Origin of the sequence: Arthrobacter sp. U41 (assembly GCF_001750145.1) — a bacterium.
GTDB lineage: Bacteria > Actinomycetota > Actinomycetes > Actinomycetales > Micrococcaceae > Arthrobacter.
The window spans coordinates 200,709-217,131 of record NZ_CP015732.1 but is presented as its reverse complement, the minus strand read 5'-3'; the positions used below and the strand labels follow the sequence as shown (position 1 = coordinate 217,131).

Here is a 16,423-nt window from a genome sequence, read left to right as displayed (position 1 = left end):
GGATTTCCCCCGGATGGACAACGGGTGTCCGTCGAATGGATTATCGGCCTTCCAGCGGGGCATACATCACGTCCACGTCCCAGCGGGTGAAGCCGAGCCGCCGGTACAGCGACACGGCAGGAAGGTTGTCCGCATCGACGTAGAGCATGACCGGGTGCAGGCCCTGGCGCTGCAGGTGCCTGATGCCGGCGACCGTCAGCGCCTTGCCCAGCCCGGTGCCCTGCGCGTCGGGGGTCACCCCCACCACGTAGACCTCGCCGATTGCCGGGTGTTCCCCGTGGCGGGGGTGCACCTTGGTCCAGTGGAAGCCGAGGATCCTGTCCGAGGCATCGACGGCCAGCAGGAAGCCGGCGGGATCGAACCACGGCTCGGCCATCCTGGCGTCCAGGTCGGCGCGTGTCATGTTCCCCTGTTCGGGGTGGTGCGCGAAGGCGGCCCGGTTTGCCGCGAGCCAGGCATCCTCATCCCGGCCCGGGACGAAGGCGCGCAGGGTCACCCCGTCCGGCAGCGGGACGTCCGGCAGCTCCGCCGCCGCGCTGGTGAGCCGCATCTTCCACAACTCGCGGACGGGGCCGTAACCGTAGCGCGCGGCGAGTTCGGCCGCTGCTTCGTGGTTGCCGTGGGACCAGGCCTTGAGGCCGGCGAAGCCGCGGGTGTTCTTGAGCTCGCCGACCAGCCGGTCCGCCACGCCCTGGTTTCGGTAGCTGGGATGGACGGCAATCTCCAGCACCCCCGTGCCGTCGGGCTCCTCGATGACGACGGCGACCCCGGCCAGGTCCTGCGCCGTCGCCGGGTCGGATTCCTCCTCCGGGCTGTACAGGGCCAGGGTCAGCACTGTCTTTGTACCGCCGACCTCGCCCGCGTCGCCGGCACGCAGCGTCACCAGCGTCTGTTCGGACAGCGGCGGATTGCCATCGGATTCCTCCGCGGCGGCCGCGAGGGCTTTGACATCCTTCAGGAGCTGCGGATCCGCGGCCCCCTTGGCAGCAAGTACGGGCCAGTTCTCAGGATGCGCGGGACTCATGGTGCAAGGCTATACGGTGCGGCCTTGGCGGGCCCGATTTTGTGGTTTCCGGACCTGTTACGTATAGTCGGTAACTCATCCGGCTGTTCGGTCCAGAGCTTGTTTCCAGGAACCGCCAGTCCAGATGCGAGGGGGATCCACCACTGGGGTGGCCTCGATACGTTCGACCCGTATGTCCTCCACTCAAACAAGAAAAGCCTCGGACTGATGTCCGGGGCTTTTCTTTGTTCGCTGGTCAGGCTCCGGTGAGCTCTTCCTCGGGAAGCCGGACCAGCGTGAGGCGGTAGCCCACGTTGCGGACCGTGCTGATCAGGTTCTCGTGGTCAGCGCCCAGCTTGGCCCGCAGCCGCCGGACGTGGACGTCCACCGTGCGGGTGCCGCCGTAATAGTCGTAGCCCCACACCTCGGTCAGCAGCTGCTGGCGGGTGAACACCCGGCCGGGGTGCTGTGCGAGGTACTTGAGCAGTTCGAATTCCTTGAAAGTCAGGTTCAGCGGTGCGCCGTTGACCCGGGCGGTGTAACTGGCCTCATCGATAACGACGCCGGCGGCCCGGATCTCGGTCGGGGCATCGTCCTGTTCCGTCACGGCCCGGGCGACGCCGAGCCGGATGCGGGCCTCGACCTCGGCGGGCCCGGCGGATTCCAGCAGGATGTCATCGACGGCCCACGCCGAGGACACGGCGGCCATGCCACCCTCGGTCAGGATGAGCATCAGGGGGGCGCTCAGGCCGGTGGCCTTGAGCAGTTGGGTCAGGGAGCGTGCGCCAACGAGGTCTTTGCGGGCGTCCAGCAGGACGATGTCGCAGGGGTCGGTCTCCAGCAGCGCGGTCGGCTCGGCCGGGAGAATATGGACCCGGTGGTTCAGCAGTTCCAGAGCAGGCAGGACGTCGACCGATGAGCCGGTGCTGTTCGTCAATAGCAGGATGTGCGACATGTTTCCTCCAAGGGGTGTCCGCGCATCGTTGGGCGTCTGTAGCTGACTTCGAGTATACCCAAAGGCCCCTTCCCGGACATGGTTCCGTCACCTGTGGCCGATTCTTTTGCGACACAAAACGGTCACATAGGGCAGGATTGATCCGTCGGGGCCCGCAGCCCCCTGACGATGATCAGGTCGAATTGGGGTCCGCAGTGAGCGAAGGTACGACGATGACCGGAAGACGGATGACGGATACACAGATGTCGGGTGCACAGTGAAGTCTTGGATCATCGGCGTCATTGGCCTGGCCGGACTCGCCGCGATTGTCGGCGCCTCCTACACCTCGCCCGAGGCGCTTTTGGCGGTTGGCGTGCTGATGGCCGCCGGCGTCGGAATCGGCTGGCCGCATTTCCTGGGCATCCCGGCCCGGAAAACCCTGGGCGTCCTGATCGGCCTGCCCGGAGTGGGCGCCGCCGTTGCCGCCACCTACGTCCCCGCCCCGGGCTTCCTGGACTGGACACCGTCGTTCATGGCGGCGGGAATGATGGCGATCTTCGTCATGCAGTTGATCCGCGGCACGGGACAGGCGCAGCGCCTGGAGTCCACCCTCGGTTCCTCTGCGGGTGTTATGTTGTCCTGCCTGGGGGCCGGGTGGATTGCCTGCTCCCGCTTCAACGGCGTGCGTGAGATGCTCCTGGTCGCGGCGATCAGCGCTGCGATCGCCCTGCTGGCGGGCCTGATCCGCTGGCCGGACCGGGTCGTGGCGCCGCTGGGCGTCGTCGGGGCCGGGCTGGCAGGACCGCTCGCCGGACTCGTGTTCTCCGACATCGCCGTGCTGCCGGCCGCGATCGTCGGGGTGGTGGTGGGGGCCGTGCTGGTGAGTTTCCGCCGGCTGGTGATCCTCCGGGGAGAATCGCTAAGCTTTGCGGCAGGCCTCGGAATAGGGCTGGGGCCGGTCGCCGCCGTCGGTTCGCTGGCTTACTTCATAGACAAACTACTCATCTACTAAAGCGCTAGGATGGCATCATGTCCGTACTTGCATTTGAAATCTTCTTCCTTGTTCTGCTCGGCGTTGCCAGCCTGGCCATGGCCTGGTTCGCCGGCTTCGTTGTCTACCGACTTTTCAAGGGCCAGAAGTAACAGCCAGAAATTCTATCGTCGTCTTCGTTTGCAGAGGTAGCTGCTGTGCCGATTGAAATACCGACAGATCTGACACCCGAAATCGTTCCGCTGTCCTGGCTCATTGGTGAGTGGGAGGGCCGGGGCAGGCTGGGTGCCGGCGAGGAGGATTCCGAGCACTTCCTGCAGCACGTCTCCTTCACGCACAACGGCCTGCCGTACCTTCAGTACCGGGCCGAGAGCTGGCTGACCGACGACGACGGCACCAGGCTTCGTCCGCTGACCGTTGAAACCGGTTTCTGGGCGCTGGAGCGCAAGCAACGCGAGGAAGACGGCGGCCCGGGGCTGATCCCCGCCGACATCGTTCCGGTGCTCAAAAGCGCCGACGAGGTCGAGGCCCTGCGTAACAAAGACGGCGGCTTCGACATCTCCGTCTCGATTTCCCACCCCGGCGGAATCTCCGAGCTGTACTACGGCCAAATCAAGGGCCCGCAGATCCAGCTCAGCACCGACATGGTGATGCGGGGCAGCCACTCCAAGGAGTACACCGCGGCCACCCGGATCTTTGGCCTCGTCGACGGCAACCTGCTCTGGCGCTGGGACGTGGCGACGGGCAAGGGTCCCGAGGGGGGCAGCGGCCTGGAGGCCCACGCGTCCGCGATCCTTCACAAGGTCAGCTGAGCAGCGGCGCCACCCGCGCCGTCGAACCGCTGACCGGTCTTGAGGTCTCACTGATTTTTCCGTTGTCGCAGCGACCGCAGGGAGCACCACAGTGAACACCACACCCGCCATGGCCGGGATGCCTGCCGATTTCAGCGACCTGAAGGCCGTGTACTTCAACGGCACCCTCAAAAGGTCCCCGGAGAAATCCAACACGCAGGGCCTGATCGAGGTCAGCCGCCGGATCATGGAGAAACACGGCGTGAGCACGCGCGTTATCCGGACGGTCGACCACGACATCGCCAGCGGCGTCTACCCGGACATGCGCGAGCACGGCTGGCGGACCGATGAATGGCCCGAGCTGTACCCGGCCGTCCGGGAAGCTGACATCGTCGTGGTGGCCGGACCGATCTGGCTGGGCGACAACTCCTCACAGACGAAGAAGCTGATCGAACGCCTTTACGCGCACTCCGGGGAGCTCAATGACAAAGGACAGTGGGCGTTCTACCCCAAGGTGGGCGGCTGCCTGATCACCGGCAACGAGGACGGCATCAAGCACTGCGCCATGAACGTGCTCTACAGCCTCCAGCACATTGGCTTCACCATCCCGCCGCAGGCCGACGCCGGCTGGATCGGCGCCGTGGGGCCGGGTCCAAGCTACCTCGATGAAGGCTCCGGCGGTCCGGAAAGTGACTTCACCAACCGCAACACCACCTTCATGACCTGGAACCTGCTGCACCTGGCCCGGATGCTGAAGGACGCAGGCGGCATCCCCGCCTACGGAAACCTTCCCGAGGCCTGGAAAGCCGGGACCAGGTTTGACTTCGAAAATCCGGAATACCGCTAAGCCCTAAGGACTTCTACTACATATGACTATCAAGAGCCCCCTGCTGGCGCGCCCCGGCGCCGTCGAGGCCGGCGGCGCCGACGCCGGCGTCGCCTCCCACTACGGCGAACCGCTGCGCGAACAACGGGCGCTGGCCGCCGGCACCGCCGTCGTGGACCTGTCCCACCGCGGCGTCGTCACCGTTTCCGGGCCGGACCGGCTGAGCTGGCTGAACACCCTGTCCTCCCAGCAGCTCACCAGCCTTGCCCCCGGGCAGTCCAGCGAACTGCTGCTGCTGAGTGTGCAGGGCCGGATCGAATTCGACGCCCGGGTGGTGGACGACGGCGGGACGACCTGGCTGATCGTGGAGGCGGCGGAGGCCGGACCGCTGGCCGAGTGGCTCAACAGGATGAAATTTATGCTCCGCGTCGAGATCACGGACGTTTCCGCGGACTGGGCCGTGCTGGGCACCACCCGCCGGGTGCCGGAATGGTCCGACCGGCTGGTCTGGGAGGATCCCTGGCCGCACGTCGGCGCCGGCGGCTACTCCTATGCGGTGGTGGGGGAGGACGCCCACCCCGGGCTGGAACGGCCCTGGTTCGAGTACCTCGTCCCGGCCGCTGAGCTCGAAGCCACGGTGGGCGACCGGCCGCTCGCCGGGATCTGGGCGGCCGAGGCGCTGCGCATCGCCGCGTGGCGGCCCCGCTGGGGCGCCGAAACCGACGACAAAACCATCCCGCACGAACTGGACCTGCTCCGCACCGCCGTGCACCTGAACAAGGGCTGCTACAAGGGCCAGGAGACCGTGGCCCGCGTCCACAACCTGGGCCACCCGCCGCGCCGGCTGGTGTTCCTGCAGCTCGACGGCTCGCAGCACACCATGCCCGCCGTCGGCAGCGAAGTCCGGTCCGGTGACCGCAAAGTCGGCACCGTGACCTCCGTGGCGCAGCACTACGAAATGGGCCCGGTGGCGCTGGCCGTGGTCAAGCGCTCGGTCCCGCCGGGAGAAACCCTGACCGTCCTGGACGGCGAGGAGCCCTACACCGCCGCGCAGGAAGTCATTGTGGCTCCCGATGCCGGCCAGGTGGTGGGGCGCCAGACCGGCTTCCTGCGGGGGACACGATGAGCAGCGACCCCCCGGGCGTGCCGGACGAGGAAACACTGGCCCTGGCCCATTCCCTGTTCGATGCTGCCCGCGAGGGCAACGACGCGCTGCTCGGCCGCTACCTGTCCGCCGGGGCTCCGGCGACCATGACGAACGCGGCCGGGGATTCCCTGCTGATGCTCGCGGCCTACCACGGCCACGCCGACACCGTCCGGCTGATCCTGGCGCACGGCGGGGACGCCAACACCGCCAACGACCGCGGCCAGACGCCGCTGGCCGGAGCCGTTTTCAAGGGTTACACGGACGTGGCGCAGGCGCTGGTCGACGCCGGCGCGGACCCCGACGCCGGCACGCCCTCCGCCCGGGCGGCCGCGCAGATGTTCGAGCGGAAAGACATCCTGGCACTGCTAGGCTGATTCGTCCCTCCCGTCCACGGCCGGACCTTCACCCTAAGGAATCCCATGGAAAACGTCGCCAGGCCGTGGCCGGCACTCTGGTCCCTCGTGATCGGCTTCTTTATGATCCTGGTCGACACGACCATCGTCTCGGTGGCCAATCCCAGCATCATGAAAGCCCTCAACGCCGACATCAACTCGGTGATCTGGGTGACCAGCGCCTATCTGCTGGCCTATGCCGTGCCGCTGCTGATCACCGGCAGGCTGGGTGACCGCTTCGGCCCGAAGAGGCTCTACCTGACCGGGCTCGTCGTCTTTACCCTGGCCTCGCTCTGGTGCGGTCTCTCCGGCGACGTGCAGATGCTGATCGTGGCCCGGGTCTTCCAGGGCCTCGGCGCCGCGCTCATGACACCCCAGACCATGGCCGTCATCACCAGGATCTTCCCGCCGGACCGGCGCGGGGCCGCGATGGGAATCTGGGGTGCCACCGCCGGCGTTGCCACCCTGGTCGGGCCGATCCTCGGCGGCGTCCTCGTCGACGGCCTGGGCTGGGAGTGGATCTTCTTTGTCAACCTCCCGGTGGGCATCGCCGGCTTCATCCTGGCACTGCGCCATGTGCCTGCCCTCAGCACCCACCCGCACAAGTTCGACATCCCCGGCGTGCTGCTCAGCGCCGTCGGGTTGTTCCTGCTGGTGTTCGGCATCCAGGAGGGCGAAACCTACAACTGGGGAACCATCACCGGACCCGTCACGGTGTGGGGGCTCATCATCACCGGAATCGCGGTGCTCGCGGTGTTTGTCCTGTGGCAGAAGGTGAACAAGGGGGAACCCCTGCTGCCGCTGTCCCTGTTCAAGGACCGCAATTTTTCCCTCGCGAACATCGGCATCACCACCGTCGGTTTCGCGATCACGGCCTTCACCCTGCCGCTGATCTTCTACTTCCAGATTGTCCGCGGCCTGACGCCCACCGAGTCCGCGCTGATGATGGTGCCGATGGCGCTCATCTCCGGCGGGCTCGCGCCGGTGGTGGGCAAGATCATCGACCGGGTCGACCCGAAGTTCATCACCGCAACCGGTCTGTTCCTGATGTCCGTGGCGCTGACCTGGAACGGGTTCCTGATGCATCCGGACACGCCGATCCTGCTGTTCCTGCTGCCCAGCGCCGTGCTCGGTCTCGCGAACGCCGGCATCTGGGCGCCGCTGAGCACCACCGCCACCCGGAACCTGCCGCCGCGGCTGGCCGGCGCCGGCGCCGGTGTGTACAACACCACGCGCCAGATCGGTGCCGTCCTCGGCAGCGCCGCAATCGCGGTCCTGATCCAGGCCCGGCTCGCCGCGGAACTTCCCGCCGTCCCGGGAGGATCCGGGGAGGCGGGTCCGATGTCCTTTGGCGGCACGCTGCCCGGATCCATGCAGGACGGGTTCTCGACGGCGATGGGCCAGTCCATCATGCTGCCCGCCGCCGTCATCCTGCTCGGCGCGGGGGTGGCGCTGTTCTTCGGCAAGCCCCAGCCGATGCAGGGCTGGGGGACACTTGGCGCCGTGCCGGCACCGGCAGCCGGCGCCCAGGGCTCCGGCACGCCGTCCCGCTGAGGTACCCGTCCCGCGGAGGTCCAGCCGGGGTGCTGCCGGATCAGCCCAGCAGCACACTGGTCTGGATGCCGCCGGAGGCAAAGCCCAGGCTCCGGGCGATGGCCAGTGAGCCCTTATTGCTGACATCGGAGCGCCACTGCAGCGTCAACCCGGAGGCGAGTGCCTTGTGGGCGGCAATCGAGGCCGCCAGCGACCCCAGGCCCCGGCGGCGCCACTGGGGAGCCACCAGCACCCCCATGTGCGCCAGGATGCCTTCCCATTCGGTGTAGGCCCCGCATGCCACGGGGGTCCGGCGGCCGTCCTCCACGTGCATGATGGTGAAGCGGTGCTCAAGGTCCGAGAGGCCCACCTCGTTCACGTCATCCGGGGGGCAGGCGGCTTCCAGTTCGATCGCTTCCGGATTTCCGTGCGAGACGGTCAGCTCCTCCGACGGCTGCTGCAGCGGCAGATCGTCCGCGAAAAACAGCGCGGCGGCGCCGAGCCCGTGCCCGCCATGGTCCCGGGTGATCGTCAACAGGGTCACGTGCTGCGCGAGTTCGCCGTCGGAGAACCCGGCGGCGGCATCCAGCGCCCACTGCGGGCCAACCAGGGCGGAATTGCCGAACAGCCGGACGAACTGGACGGCCCGGGCCGTCTCGTCGGCACGCGTGATTCGTTCACCCGCGGCGGCCGCGAAGGCGCCGTCGGCGAGCCCCAGGCGGCGGGCCCACGCGAGCTGGATGATGTCGACCGAACCGGGCTCAAGTGTCATGCCTCCACCCTACCCACCGGCGTGTCGGGCCCAGGTCGGAGGATCAGCCGGATCAGCCGGATCAGCCGAAGAGGACCGCGGCCTCGTCATAGCGGTACTGCGGGACGGTCTTGAGGTTGCCCAGCGCAGCGTCGAAGCCCACGTGGACGATGTCGGTGCCGTTGAGGGACACCATGGTGCCCCAGCGTTCCTCGACGACCGAGTCGATGGCGGCCATGCCCAGGCGGGTCGCCAGCACACGGTCGAACGCGGTGGGAACGCCGCCGCGCTGGATGTGGCCCAGGACGGTCGCGCGGGTTTCGATGCCGGTCATGGCCTCCAGCTCCGGGGCCAGCCGCTCGGAGATCCCGCCAAGCCGCGGGCGGCCGAAGGTGTCCAGGCCGCGTTCGGAGTGCGGCGTTTCCTGCTCGTCCGGGACGAACCCCTCCGCCACCACCACGAGGGGCGCACGGCCGCGGTCGTGGGCGGAGACAACCCACTTGGCGATCTGCTCCATCGATGCCCTCTGCTCCGGGATCAGGATGGCGTGGGCGCCCGAGGCCATCCCGGCGTGCAGCGCGATCCAGCCGACGTGGCGGCCCATTACCTCGGCGATCATGCAGCGGTGGTGGGACTCTCCCGTGGTGCGCAGGCGGTCGATCGCCTCGGTGGCGATCTCGACGGCGGTGTCGAAACCGAACGTGTAGTCAGTCGCGTCGAGGTCGTTGTCGACTGTCTTGGGGACGCCGACGATTTTCAGTCCCGCGTCGGTGAGCCGTTTCGCCGCGGCCAGGGTGCCTTCGCCGCCGATGGCGATCAGTGCGTCAATGCCCAGCCGGTCCATGTTGGCCTTGATGACCTCGGGCCCGCCGTTGTTTTCGAACGGGTTGGTCCGGGAGGTGCCCAGGATGGTCCCGCCCTGCTTGGCGATGCCGCGGACCATGGTGCGGGGGATGTCGATGATGTCGCCCTCGACGACGCCGCGCCAGCCGTCCAGGAACCCCACGAATTCGTGGCCATGGACTGCGATTCCCTTCAGGACGGCGCCGCGGATGACGGCGTTCAGTCCGGGGCAGTCTCCGCCGCTGGTGAGGATTCCAATTTTCATGTCTCGGCTCAAATCCTGGTTCGAAGGTTTACAGGCAGAGCGCCACGCTGAGCTCACCTAAAGTCTAATGGCGCCTGTGTGCCAGGACACAAACGGTTACAGCCGAAAGTGCCCCTGCCGGGCGGCAGGGGCACTTCGCTTCCGGACAGGGTTTCCTCAGGGCCGGTTCGGACGATTCGCCAGGAACGACTCAAGGATGATGGCGTTCCGCTGGTCCGGGAGCAGCAGCCACGCCGCGAGGTAGATCACGAAGGCCGGCCCGGGAAGCAGTGCGAAAAGCAGGAATGCGATCCGGACGAACGCAACATCCACGTTCAGCTTGGCGGCGATCCCGCCGCAGACACCACCCAACCAACGCTGCGGACCACGTTTCAGGCCAAGGCCCCTGACGGTGCTGAAGAATTTTTCCATGGTTCAAGCCTTCCCTGTCGGGGCGGCTTTGTCACGCCCGCGGGCCGAGAGCAGCCCGCCGATCACGAGTGCCGCGCCGGCGCCGATCATCAGGCCGATCACCACGTAGGTGCCGTTGAGCGCCACGATGCCGAGCTGGGCGACGATGATGAGCACGGCGAGGGCCACCACGATCAGCCCCCAGACAATGGTGCCCACGCGGGCCCGGGAATCCTCCGGAGGCTCCGGATTGCCGGACCGCGGGGGAGCAGCCGGGCTGCTGCCGTCGGTGCTGCCGGTCGGTGCGTCATAGCTGCTCATGTCAGTTTCCTTCCTTGATGGTTACGTTGCTGAAGGTGCCGTCGATCGTGATGATCAGCGTCGCTCCCGGCCTGCCGGTGTTGTAGTTGCTTTGCTGGCTGGTCATGCCTCCGTAGTTCTGGCTGCCTTCATTGAGGTTGCCCATGGTCATGTCGGCGCGGATCTGCACCGGAACGGTGTCCGGGATGACCACCGTGAGGTTGCTCGCTGTCGCGTCGATGGGGACCACAAGGTCGGTTCCCAGCGGCGGGTTGAGCGGGAGCCTGGTCAGGTCCACGGTGCCGTTGCCGGCCGTGATGTCGAAGCCGTCACGGGCCTGCTCGATGCTCACCGGTGACCAGTCGGCATTTTGCGGGCGGAAACGGTCCCCGTTGGGTAGCACGCTGTAGATGCCGCCGGTGATCAGGGCGACAACGGCGAAGAACCCGAGGATGCCCGAGGTGCGGCCCCTGAGGCCGGCGATGAGGATGCCGAGACCCAGGACCGCCGCGGCGCTGGCCCAGACGACGGCGTTGCTGGAGGTGCCGAGATCGATCACGTTCGCGACGTCGAGGGCCTTCAGGCCGCCGCCCACCAGCAGGGCGAGGCCCGCGGTGACCGCGACGGCGGGGGCGCCGGGGCCGAAGTTCGGGGCCTTGGTCGGCGGGACGTATCCGCCGTCGGGCACCGGACGGTAGTAGCCGCCCGCGGGAGGCTGGTAGTAGCCGCCGGCGGGAGGGGTGGGGCCAGAGGGCGGGGGCGTGCCCCAGGCCGGGCGGGGCACTGCCGACTCGCCATACCGGGGCAGCGCACCGGACGCGCCGGAGCCGGTCGTGGCGAAGGGCGCCGTCCCGGCCGGCGTTGCCGGGCCCGCCGGGTTGGCGGGGCCTTCCGGGGCTCCGGGCTGGGGACCCGAGGACACGGGGGCGATCCGGGGCTTGTTGCGCTGTGTCAGGTAGTAGATGAAGTAGATGACGCCGCCCACCCAGAAAACGGTCCAGAGGAAGGGGCCGAAGCCGAAGCGGTCCCAGCCCCAGACGCCGGTGCCCAGGCTGGGGAAGCCGATGATCGAGGTGATCAACGCGCCGGTCATTCCGGAGGACCAGCGGCCGGCGGCCGCCTCCTGGACGTGGATGCGGCCGTCGGGTTCCGGCAGGAGGGCCCAGGCGATGCCGTAGAGAAGGACGCCGACGCCGGCGAAGACTGTCAGGACGATCAGGATGCCGCGGACAATCAGCGGGTCAACGCCGAAACGCTGGGCGATGCCGCTGGCGACCCCGCCGACCCAGCGCTCGCGGCCGCGGGAGATGCCCTGGCTGCGGATCCAGTCGAAGAAGTTCTGCGGCTGGGCAGCGCCTGGCAGGGGTGCCGGTCCGGTGTAGCGCGGCAGCGGTGACGGGCCGGCGTGGGGCGGCGGGGTTGCCGGGCCGGTGTACGGCGGCGGGGGCGGAGGCGTTCCGGGGCCGGTGGATCCGGCCGAAAAGTCCAGCGGGAGAGTCGCGGAAGTATCCAGCGGAGCGGTGGCGGCCGAGTCTGCAGCCGGCTTCTGGCCTGCCGCGGAACTGCCGGAGGTGTTTGCCGGCCGGGCGGCCGGTTCTCCGGCGGCCTGCCCTCCCGGCTGGTCTGCGGGCTGCCCGGCAGTGCGGCCTGCCGGGTCGGGGCCTTCATCGGGGATGGGAGTGTGCGGATTCATACCTCGATCCTCCCGTCCGCGACGGATCCGCTCTACTGGGGAACACCCTGAACTGTCCCTGAGTCACCCCCGGTTAGGGCCGGAAACGGGTCCGGGGAACCCTGATCCGTGTTTGGATTGACTCATGACAACCGCCGGGTCCCGTCCGCCGCTGGTCCGCGGCAGCGACCGGGTGATCGCCGGCGTCTGCGCCGGCCTCGCCCGGCATCTGGGCTGGCCGGTGCGGCTGGTCCGGACCGGCATGGTGGTGGCGGCGCTCGCCGGCGGTGCCGGTGTCGCGTTCTATGCCTGGCTCTGGATTATGGTTCCCACCGCCGACGAGAGCGCCAAGCGCCATGCCCGCCAGCCGGCGTCGCCCATCGCCCCGGCGGTCAGCGCACCCTTCGCGGCCCCCCTGTCCGAGGCCTACGCGCCTTACGCCGAGACCTTTCCGGCCCCCTCCGCCGGGCCGCCGGCCGCCACCCCGGGCGCCTCCCCGGGCGGGCCCGCCCCGGAAGTTGCAGCCGCGCCGGCCGGGGCGGTTCCCGCCGACACCTGGCGCAGCAGGGTCACCGGGATGCGCTACGGCAAGGAGATTCTGCTCGGCGCGGGACTGCTGCTTGCCGCCGGAATCCTGATCGCCCGCCTGCTCGGGGTCGATGTTCCGCTCGGAACCCTCATCCCGGTCGCGGCAATCCTGGGCGGCGCCGCCATCGCCTGGATGCAGCTGGACGAGACCCGCCGGGCCGGTCTCGTGGACCGGACCAAGGCCAACCAGGCCGGCGGCTGGGCCCGTCTGGCGGCCGGGCTGGCGCTCGTGGTGGCCGGGGTCCTGGTTATGGTCTCCGGCTCCGGGTCCTGGGAACAGACCTGGCTGGCCCTGCTGTCCTCGGTGGCGGTGCTGGGCGGCGTGGCCCTTGTCCTCCTGCCGTGGGGGCTGAAATTCTGGCGGGACCTGGAGGCGGAGCGGGCCGGGCGGGTCCGCGCCACCGAACGGGCCGAGATCGCCGCGCACCTGCACGACTCCGTGCTGCAGACGCTGGCCCTGATCCAGCGGCGCGCCGGCAACGAGACCGACATCGTGCGCCTCGCCCGCGCCCAGGAGCGCGAGTTGAGAGGCTGGCTGTACCGGGACCCGGGCAAGGAAGCCGGGCAATTGTCGGAGGGCATCCAGTCCGCGGCGGCGGAAGTGGAGGACGCGCTGGGCCACGCCGTCGAGGTGGTCGCCGTGGGCGACTGCGCCATGTCCGAACGTCACGAGGCCCTCGTCCAGGCGGCCCGCGAGGCGATGCTGAACGCGGCCCGGCACGGCGGCGGCGCCGTGTCGGTGTACCTGGAAGTGACCGACGGCCTGGCGGAGGTGTTCGTGAAGGACCGCGGTCCCGGCTTCGACCCGGACGCACTCCCCGCGGACCGGCTGGGCGTCCGCGAATCGATCATCGGCCGGATGAACCGCCACGGCGGCACCGCGACCATCAACAGCAGCCCGGACGGCACCGAGGTGCGGTTGGCACTGCCCCTCTCAGCGGCGGCGCCCGCCGGAGCACCGGGCAATAACAGCAACGGAGAGGTACGACTGTGAGCAACACCGAAGCGGGGGGCCCGGCTGCGGGGATCAGGGTGGTCATCGTTGATGACCACGCCATCTTCCGGTCCGGCCTGAAGGCCGATCTGGACCCGAACATCGTCGTTGCCGGCGAGGCCGGAACGGTGGAGGAGGCCGTGGCCGTGATTGCGGCCGTGCGTCCCGACGTCGTGCTCCTCGATGTCCATCTTCCGGGCGGACTCGGCGGGGGCGGCCGCGAAGTGCTGGCCGGCTCGGCGCCCTTGATGGGCAGCACCCGGTTCCTGGCCCTGAGCGTCTCGGACGCGGCCGAGGACGTCGTCTCGGTGATCCGGGCAGGCGCCCGCGGCTATGTCACCAAGACGATTTCCGGGGCCGAAATTTCGGACGCCGTCCGTCGGGTCGCGGGCGGGGACGCCGTCTTCTCGCCCCGGCTGGCGGGCTTTGTGCTGGACGCCTTCGGCACCGCCCCGGCCGACATCGCGGACGATGAACTGGACAGGCTGTCCGCCCGCGAGCTTGAGGTGATGCGGCTGATCGCCCGCGGCTACAGCTACAAGGAAGTCGCCAAGGAATTGTTCATCTCGATCAAGACCGTGGAAACCCACGTCTCGGCGGTGCTGCGCAAGCTCCAGCTCTCCAGCCGGCACGAACTTACCCGCTGGGCCGCCGAACGCCGCCTCCTCTAGCCCAAAACACCCGACGCTCCCTCAGGTTTGGCGGTTCACCGCCCGACGCTCCCGCAGGTTCGGCGGTCCAACGCCCGACGCTCCCGCAACCTGGACATGCACATTCTTAAACGCCAACAGTGGGCAGAACGGCATTCTGCCCACTGTTGGTCATTGCGGCCGGACATGTCCCGGGTGCGTGGTGCGGGAGCGTCGGGTTTATTGCTGCAGGATCTGCGGGAGGGTGCTATTTGGCCTTGCCGAGGAAGTCCTGCAGGCGGGCGACGCCGGTGGCCAGGTCCTCGTCGCCGAGGGCGTAGGAGAGGCGCAGGTAGCCGGAGGGGCCGAACGCCTCGCCCGGAACCACCGCCACTTCGACCTCATCCAGGATCAGGGTGGCCAGTTCTGCCGACGTCGACGGCCGGACTGGGCCGTTCGCGGACGGGAACTCCTTGCCGAGCAGGGCGCGGACGTCCGCGTAGACGTAGAAGGCCCCCTTCGGCGTCGGGCATTCAACGCCCTCAATGGCGTTCAGCCCGGCCACGATGGCTTTGCGGCGCCGGTCGAAGGCGAGCTTCATCTCCTCGACAGCGGTCAGCGGTCCGGACACCGCGGCGAGGGCAGCCATCTGCGGAATGTTGGACACGTTGGAGGTGGCGTGGGACTGCAGGTTGGTGGCGGCCTTGATGACATCGGCCGGGCCGATCATCCAGCCGACACGCCAGCCCGTCATGGCATAGGTCTTCGCAACACCGTTGAGGATGACCACCTTGTCGCCCAGCTCCGGGACGGCCGTTGCGATCGAGGTGAAGGGCACGCCGTCGTACGTCAGGTGCTCATAGATCTCATCCGTGACCACCCACAGGCCCTTGGAGGCGGCCCACTGGCCGATCTCCTTGACCTGCTCCGGCGAGTACACAGCGCCGGTGGGGTTGGAGGGGGAGACGAAGAGCAGGATCTTGCTGCGTTCCGTGAGGGCGCCCTCGAGCTGCTCCACCGTGACCAGGTAGTCCTGCTCCGGCCCGGCGAAGACTTCGACCGGCACGCCTCCGGCGAGCCGGATGGCCTCCGGGTAAGTGGTCCAGAACGGTGTGGGGACAATGACCTCGTCGCCGGGGTCGAGCAGGGTGGCGAAGGTGTTGTAGACGGCCTGCTTGCCGCCGTTGGTGACGAGCACCTGGGAGGCCTCGGCCTTGTAGCCGGAATCACGGAACGTCTTGGCCGCAATGGCCTGCTTCAGCTCCGGCAGGCCGCCGGCGGGGGAGTAGCGGTGGAACTTGGGCTGGACGGCGGCTTCGATGGCTGCCTGCACGATGTAATCGGGGGTCGGGAAGTCCGGCTCGCCGGCGCCGAAGCCGATAACCGGGCGGCCGGCCGCCTTCAACGCCTTCGCCTTGGCATCAACAGCCAGCGTGGCAGATTCGGCTATGGCGGAAATTCGCTGTGAAATGCGGGCGGCGGGCATCGCGGGTCCATTCTTCGCTTGCAGCCTCAGTGGCTGTTTGTGGGATTCGACGGAATCCACTCTATGCTGTTCACCGGATCGACCGGGGAGCCGGCATGGAAATATGACTGCGGGTGCGTCGGACGGGTTTGCGGCGGGTGTTCGCGGCCGTTTCCCTTCTGGTTCCCTTGCCGGTTTTCCCGCCTATTTTCTCTCTGCTTCTCCCTGGGAGGCGGGGGTCCGGTGTGGCCGGTTCGACGTAGGCGCAGTTGTTGCGTAGAATGGTTTTCCGGTGTTGAAAACACGATGATGGTCTGCGCCTCAGCGAAGTCTGGGGAAACGGGCCGGAGCGGGTTTCGATCCATAGGGTAGTGGCGCAATTGGTAGCGCAGCGGTCTCCAAAACCGCAGGTTGCAGGTTCGAGTCCTGTCTGCCCTGCGCAAGCTGTTCCGGTTTCACTGGGACAAGCGCAGCAACCATGGTTCAGTTCAGAGCCGGGTATCCGACTTTGCGAGGATGAGTGAGGACCAGGTGACCGAAACAGCTGCAAGCAGCTCCAGTGGCCGCCCCGCCAAGAATGCCCCCAAGGCAGGCCTCTTCGCTCGACTTGCACTCTTCGTCCGCCAGGTCATCGGCGAACTGAAGAAGGTCGTTGCACCGACCCGCCGGGAACTGATCAACTACACGGTCGTGGTGCTGGTGTTCGTGGTCATCATGATGCTCCTCGTCACCCTGCTGGATCTGGCCTTCGGGACCGGAGTGGGCTGGGTCTTCGGCGGCACGGGCCCCACGGACAGCTAGAGTCGACCGGTCCGCAGACTGCGTGGATTACCACCGGGATACCGGAGGTTCTGCGGGGTGTGCGGAATTGAGTCATTTAAATAGGCATGTTAGGCAATGAGGAAGCAG

General features: G+C 68.0%; 17 protein-coding genes and 1 tRNA gene. 10 read left to right on the top strand and 8 right to left on the bottom strand.

What is annotated here, in order from left to right; all coding sequences use genetic code 11:
• Positions 1-40: 40 nt before the first annotated feature.
• Both mshD and ASPU41_RS01035 read right to left on the bottom strand, forming a co-directional pair.
• Complete coding sequence (gene mshD, locus ASPU41_RS01040) at positions 41-1,024, bottom strand: mycothiol synthase (protein ID WP_069949327.1); 984 nt, start codon at positions 1,022-1,024, stop codon at positions 41-43.
• 235 nt (positions 1,025-1,259) lie between these two features.
• The gene (locus tag ASPU41_RS01035) at positions 1,260-1,958 is read right to left on the bottom strand and encodes a winged helix-turn-helix transcriptional regulator (protein WP_069949326.1); all 699 of its coding nucleotides are present in this window, start codon (positions 1,956-1,958) and stop codon (positions 1,260-1,262) included.
• Between the two features lie 256 nt (positions 1,959-2,214).
• Between ASPU41_RS01035 and ASPU41_RS01030 the strand changes: the two genes are divergently transcribed.
• The 6 genes from ASPU41_RS01030 (at position 2,215) to ASPU41_RS01005 (ending at position 7,638) form a co-directional block, all read left to right on the top strand.
• The gene (locus ASPU41_RS01030; protein ID WP_069949325.1) at positions 2,215-2,949 is read left to right on the top strand and encodes a permease; all 735 of its coding nucleotides are present in this window, start codon (positions 2,215-2,217) and stop codon (positions 2,947-2,949) included.
• Between the two features lie 176 nt (positions 2,950-3,125).
• The gene (locus ASPU41_RS01025) at positions 3,126-3,740 is read left to right on the top strand and encodes an FABP family protein (protein WP_069949324.1); all 615 of its coding nucleotides are present in this window, start codon (positions 3,126-3,128) and stop codon (positions 3,738-3,740) included.
• A 109-nt stretch (positions 3,741-3,849) separates the two neighbouring features.
• Positions 3,850-4,566 carry a flavodoxin family protein gene (locus ASPU41_RS01020; protein WP_069952393.1) on the top strand — a complete coding sequence of 239 codons (717 nt, stop codon included), beginning with the start codon at positions 3,850-3,852 and terminating at the stop codon, positions 4,564-4,566.
• 22 nt (positions 4,567-4,588) lie between these two features.
• Positions 4,589-5,671, top strand: a complete 1,083-nt coding sequence (ygfZ, locus tag ASPU41_RS01015) for a CAF17-like 4Fe-4S cluster assembly/insertion protein YgfZ (RefSeq protein ID WP_069949323.1) — start codon at positions 4,589-4,591, stop codon at positions 5,669-5,671.
• A complete protein-coding gene (locus ASPU41_RS01010) occupies positions 5,668-6,066 on the top strand; it encodes an ankyrin repeat domain-containing protein (protein WP_069949322.1) in 399 nt (132 codons plus the stop codon). Before ygfZ ends, ASPU41_RS01010 begins: the two co-directional genes overlap by 4 nt.
• Positions 6,067-6,111: 45 nt before the next feature.
• Positions 6,112-7,638 carry a DHA2 family efflux MFS transporter permease subunit gene (locus tag ASPU41_RS01005; protein ID WP_069949321.1) on the top strand — a complete coding sequence of 509 codons (1,527 nt, stop codon included), beginning with the start codon at positions 6,112-6,114 and terminating at the stop codon, positions 7,636-7,638.
• 40 nt (positions 7,639-7,678) lie between these two features.
• On the opposite strand, the gene ASPU41_RS01000 is transcribed toward ASPU41_RS01005, so the two are convergent.
• From ASPU41_RS01000 to ASPU41_RS00980, 5 genes are all read right to left on the bottom strand, one after another.
• Positions 7,679-8,389 carry a GNAT family N-acetyltransferase gene (locus ASPU41_RS01000; protein WP_069949320.1) on the bottom strand — a complete coding sequence of 237 codons (711 nt, stop codon included), beginning with the start codon at positions 8,387-8,389 and terminating at the stop codon, positions 7,679-7,681.
• Positions 8,390-8,450: 61 nt separating this feature from the next.
• Positions 8,451-9,476 (bottom strand): 6-phosphofructokinase, encoded by a 1,026-nt coding sequence (locus tag ASPU41_RS00995; protein ID WP_069949319.1) that lies wholly within the window; start codon positions 9,474-9,476, stop codon positions 8,451-8,453.
• Between the two features lie 156 nt (positions 9,477-9,632).
• Entirely contained in the window at positions 9,633-9,887 is a 255-nt protein-coding gene (locus ASPU41_RS00990; RefSeq protein ID WP_069949318.1) for a PspC domain-containing protein, read from the bottom strand.
• Positions 9,888-9,890: 3 nt separating this feature from the next.
• Positions 9,891-10,187 (bottom strand): hypothetical protein, encoded by a 297-nt coding sequence (locus tag ASPU41_RS00985; protein WP_069949317.1) that lies wholly within the window; start codon positions 10,185-10,187, stop codon positions 9,891-9,893.
• A gap of 1 nt (position 10,188) precedes the next feature.
• A complete protein-coding gene (locus ASPU41_RS00980; protein ID WP_069949316.1) occupies positions 10,189-11,859 on the bottom strand; it encodes a PspC domain-containing protein in 1,671 nt (556 codons plus the stop codon).
• 124 nt (positions 11,860-11,983) lie between these two features.
• Here ASPU41_RS00980 and ASPU41_RS00975 point away from each other — a divergent pair, with 124 nt between their 5' ends.
• The gene (locus tag ASPU41_RS00975) at positions 11,984-13,420 is read left to right on the top strand and encodes an ATP-binding protein (protein WP_069949315.1); all 1,437 of its coding nucleotides are present in this window, start codon (positions 11,984-11,986) and stop codon (positions 13,418-13,420) included.
• On the top strand, positions 13,417-14,091 hold the full coding sequence (locus ASPU41_RS00970; protein ID WP_231941130.1) for a LuxR C-terminal-related transcriptional regulator: 675 nt from the start codon (positions 13,417-13,419) through the stop codon (positions 14,089-14,091). Before ASPU41_RS00975 ends, ASPU41_RS00970 begins: the two co-directional genes overlap by 4 nt.
• 226 nt (positions 14,092-14,317) lie before the next feature.
• On the opposite strand, the gene ASPU41_RS00965 is transcribed toward ASPU41_RS00970, so the two are convergent.
• Positions 14,318-15,535 carry a pyridoxal phosphate-dependent aminotransferase gene (locus ASPU41_RS00965; protein ID WP_069949314.1) on the bottom strand — a complete coding sequence of 406 codons (1,218 nt, stop codon included), beginning with the start codon at positions 15,533-15,535 and terminating at the stop codon, positions 14,318-14,320.
• 344 nt (positions 15,536-15,879) lie between these two features.
• On the opposite strand from ASPU41_RS00965, the gene ASPU41_RS00960 reads away from it, so the two are divergent.
• Positions 15,880-15,952: transfer RNA gene (locus ASPU41_RS00960), tRNA-Trp, on the top strand.
• A 78-nt stretch (positions 15,953-16,030) separates the two neighbouring features.
• Positions 16,031-16,315 (top strand): preprotein translocase subunit SecE, encoded by a 285-nt coding sequence (secE, locus tag ASPU41_RS00955; RefSeq protein WP_069949313.1) that lies wholly within the window; start codon positions 16,031-16,033, stop codon positions 16,313-16,315.
• Positions 16,316-16,423: the final 108 nt, after the last annotated feature.

Coding starts and splice junctions, on each gene's coding strand:
- ASPU41_RS01000 (WP_069949320.1), bottom strand. CDS start 8,389: ATGACACTTGAGCCCGGTTCGGTCGACATCATCCAGCTCGCGTGGGCC.
- ASPU41_RS01005 (WP_069949321.1), top strand. CDS start 6,112: ATGGAAAACGTCGCCAGGCCGTGGCCGGCACTCTGGTCCCTCGTGATC.
- ASPU41_RS00980 (WP_069949316.1), bottom strand. CDS start 11,859: ATGAATCCGCACACTCCCATCCCCGATGAAGGCCCCGACCCGGCAGGC.
- secE (WP_069949313.1), top strand. CDS start 16,031: ATGAGTGAGGACCAGGTGACCGAAACAGCTGCAAGCAGCTCCAGTGGC.
- ASPU41_RS01020 (WP_069952393.1), top strand. CDS start 3,850: ATGGCCGGGATGCCTGCCGATTTCAGCGACCTGAAGGCCGTGTACTTC.
- ASPU41_RS01010 (WP_069949322.1), top strand. CDS start 5,668: ATGAGCAGCGACCCCCCGGGCGTGCCGGACGAGGAAACACTGGCCCTG.
- ASPU41_RS00995 (WP_069949319.1), bottom strand. CDS start 9,476: ATGAAAATTGGAATCCTCACCAGCGGCGGAGACTGCCCCGGACTGAAC.
- ygfZ (WP_069949323.1), top strand. CDS start 4,589: ATGACTATCAAGAGCCCCCTGCTGGCGCGCCCCGGCGCCGTCGAGGCC.
- ASPU41_RS00990 (WP_069949318.1), bottom strand. CDS start 9,887: ATGGAAAAATTCTTCAGCACCGTCAGGGGCCTTGGCCTGAAACGTGGT.
- mshD (WP_069949327.1), bottom strand. CDS start 1,024: ATGAGTCCCGCGCATCCTGAGAACTGGCCCGTACTTGCTGCCAAGGGG.
- ASPU41_RS00965 (WP_069949314.1), bottom strand. CDS start 15,535: ATGCCCGCCGCCCGCATTTCACAGCGAATTTCCGCCATAGCCGAATCT.
- ASPU41_RS00985 (WP_069949317.1), bottom strand. CDS start 10,187: ATGAGCAGCTATGACGCACCGACCGGCAGCACCGACGGCAGCAGCCCG.
- ASPU41_RS01035 (WP_069949326.1), bottom strand. CDS start 1,958: ATGTCGCACATCCTGCTATTGACGAACAGCACCGGCTCATCGGTCGAC.
- ASPU41_RS00975 (WP_069949315.1), top strand. CDS start 11,984: ATGACAACCGCCGGGTCCCGTCCGCCGCTGGTCCGCGGCAGCGACCGG.